Annotated in this window: 2 protein-coding genes; both read left to right on the top strand. The window is 63.4% G+C overall.

Annotated features, from left to right (window positions below):
• The first annotated feature begins 333 nt into the window (after positions 1-333).
• Positions 334-1509, top strand: coding sequence for an aromatic ring-hydroxylating oxygenase subunit alpha (locus CWC60_RS00860; protein WP_109792170.1), 1176 nt, complete (start codon positions 334-336; stop codon positions 1507-1509).
• Between the two features lie 7 nt (positions 1510-1516).
• Complete coding sequence (locus CWC60_RS00855; RefSeq protein WP_109792169.1) at positions 1517-2650, top strand: aromatic ring-hydroxylating oxygenase subunit alpha; 1134 nt, start codon at positions 1517-1519, stop codon at positions 2648-2650.
• The last annotated feature ends 338 nt before the right edge of the window (positions 2651-2988 follow it).

Here is a 2988-nt window from a genome sequence, read left to right as displayed (position 1 = left end):
GCGGAGCCAATCCGGGCCACCAGCGAGACCGTCGATCCCGAAACCGGCGAGATCTCCGCCTCCTGATCCCGAAAGCAATTTGCAGACACACGAGGGGGCCCGATCGGGCCCCCTCGTGTGTCACGCTTGCCGATGAGTGGCCTGCTTTTACTCCGCCCAACTGGCCTGGAATTGCTCCGCCGTTGACGGTTCGGCTCTGGAACCCCGGAACCTACTGGCCCGGGGCCCACGAGGCGCCCGAACAACCCTGACGCGTCGCCGCGCCGCCTTGACAATTGCCGTCCCAGGGCAAATAGTACGCTAACGTACTAAATTGGTCTGGGGAGGTCCGTGATGCGCCGCGACCGGCAACTCGATTTGATGCGCCGTCTGATGAAGCACCTCGACGAGGGCTCGACGGCGATGAAGGAGCGGATGTTCCGCAACCCGATGTCGGCCTATGCCGATCCGGACCGCCACAAGCGCGAGCGCCAGGTGTTCTTCCGCGACCGCCCCGTCCTGCTGGGACTGACCGGCCGCATCCCCAATCCCGGCGACTACGTCACCGACAACGTCGACGGCGTGCCGCTGATCCTGGTCCGCGACAAGGAGGGCGTCGCCCGCTGCTTCGTGAACGTCTGCCGCCATCGCGGCGCGCGGCTGGTCGAGGGCGAGGGCTGCGGGCTGAAGATGTTCTCCTGCCCCTATCACGCCTGGACCTACACCCTGGAAGGCCGGCTGAAAGGCATTCCCGACGCGCGGAGCTTCGACGAGGTGGACAAGGCCGAGCATGGGCTGATCGACGTGCCCGTCCGCGAGTCCCATGGCCTGATCTGGGCCGGGCCGATCAACCGCGACGCGCCGGTCCCGGACAAGGATCCGCTGGGTCCGCTGGAGGGCGAGATCGATGAGTGGGGTTTCGAGAGCTACGTCTTCTACGACAACGTCCGAATGGTCAGGCCGATGAACTGGAAGTTCGTGCTGGACACCTTCATGGAAGGCTATCACATCTCGACGCTGCACAAGAACACGATCGACCCGATCATCCACACCAACCTGTCGACCTTCGACGCCTATGACGACCACCACCGCATGGTGGTCGCGCGCAAGACCTTCGACGAACTGCGCGGGAGGCCGGAGGACCAGGTCGAACTGATCCCTTACGCTGGCATCATCTACAGCCTGTTCCCCCAAGCCTTGATGATCGTCCAGGGCGCGGCGAACGTGGAAATCTGGCGGGTCTCGCCGACAGGCGACAATCCGGGCGAATGCCAGATCGAGATGAGCGCCTACATTCCCGAAGCGCCGAAGTCGGAGAAGGCGGACAATTTCTGGCGCAAGAATTTCGACCTCGCGATCAGGACAGTGGAATCGGAGGATTTCACCCTCGGCGCGACCATTCAGGAGAATGCCGCCGCGCGCCTTCAGAAGGAAGTCATCTACGGCAGGAACGAACCGTCGCTGACCCACTACCACTCCGGCATCCGCCGCCACCTGGGTCTGAACAGCCTGCCCGGCATGGAGGACTGAAACCAGTATGCGTCACGAAGATCAGGTCCAGATGGTCCGGCGTGTCATGCGGCACGTCGAGGAAGGTACCACCTCCTACGCCCCGAAGATCCACCGCAACCCGATCTCCACCTATACCGACCCGGAGCGGTTCAGGCGCGAGCAGGAGACCGTGTTCCGCAACTGGCCGGTCCTGATCGGCATGAGCAACCTGGTGGCGGAGCCCGGCGACTACGTGACCGAAGACATCGCCGGCATCCCGGCGATCATCGTCCGCGACCGCGAGGGCAAGGTGCGCGCCTTCAGGAATGTCTGCCGCCATCGCGGCGCGCGCCTCGTCGAGGGCGAGGGGTGCGGTCTGAAGATGTTCTCTTGCCCCTATCATGCCTGGACCTACACGCTGGACGGCCGGCTGAAGGGCATCCCGGACGCGAAGAGCTTCGACGAAGTCGACAAGGCCGAGCAAGGCCTGTTCGAGATGCACGCGGTCGAGAAGTACGGCCTGATCTTCGTCCAGCCCGAGGGCGCGATGGACATCGACGAGGCCCTGGGCGGCATGCAGCGGGACATGGAAAGCTACGGCTTCGAAAATTTCCAACCCTACCGTCACCTGACCATCCGGCGGAAGTTCAACTGGAAGCTCAGCCCCGAGACCTTCATGGAGGGCTACCATCTGCAGTACCTGCACGGGCAGACGGTGGGGCCGATCTTCTTCTCCAACCTGATGGCCTTCGACGAGTTCGGGCGAAACTCGCGCCTGATCGTGCCGCGGCGGCGGATCATGGAGCTGAAAGACAAGCCCGAGGACGACTGGAAGCTGATCCCGGAAACGGCGATCGTCTATAACTTCTTCCCGAACGTGACCTTCATCATGCAGGCCGGCCATGTCGAGATGTGGCGCTCCTACCCCGACGGAGCGCCCGACCGGGCCCGCGTCGAGGTTTCGGTCTACACGCCGCAGAAGGTCGAGACCGAGAAGGCGAAGGCCTTCTACGACAAGAACATCGACCTCGCCATCGCCACGGTCGACGAGGAGGACTACCCGCTCAGCGAGGGCATCCAGGCCGGTCACAACGCGGCGATGCAGGATCACGTGACGTACGGCAAGAACGAGCCGGCTCTGATCCACTACTGCACGACGATCGACGCCGCGATCGCCTGACTCGTCGCGGTCGACGGGCCGGGGCGGGGCCGGTTAGGCTTCGTGAATGAATAGCGAGAAATGTGGATCAGCGTGGAATAAGGCCCCCGTAGCGGGGTACTCGGCGTCCAAAACTGGGTCTGGCGCAAAGTTCGTGCAGGTGAGCGGGATTCCCGACCTTTGAAGCGCCGTATACGGTAGAGTAAAGGGAGGACTCTACCAGATGTTGCATAAATCCAGCTTGTTGAAGCTGATCCCGCCGGGCTTGGTGGCGAACCGGTGGGCGGTCGACGGTGACGAGCTGATCGTGAATGCCGTCGGTGCCGGAGGTGACGCCGCATGTCCTGACTGCGGGGTTG

This window comes from Minwuia thermotolerans (assembly GCF_002924445.1).
GTDB lineage: Bacteria > Pseudomonadota > Alphaproteobacteria > Minwuiales > Minwuiaceae > Minwuia > Minwuia thermotolerans.
This window is presented reverse-complemented; position numbering and strand designations above follow the sequence as displayed.

Bases quoted from the DNA above. Each gene is read 5' to 3' on its own strand.
- CWC60_RS00860 (WP_109792170.1), top strand. From the start codon at position 334: ATGCGCCGCGACCGGCAACTCGATTTGATGCGCCGTCTGATGAAGCAC.
- CWC60_RS00855 (WP_109792169.1), top strand. From the start codon at position 1,517: ATGCGTCACGAAGATCAGGTCCAGATGGTCCGGCGTGTCATGCGGCAC.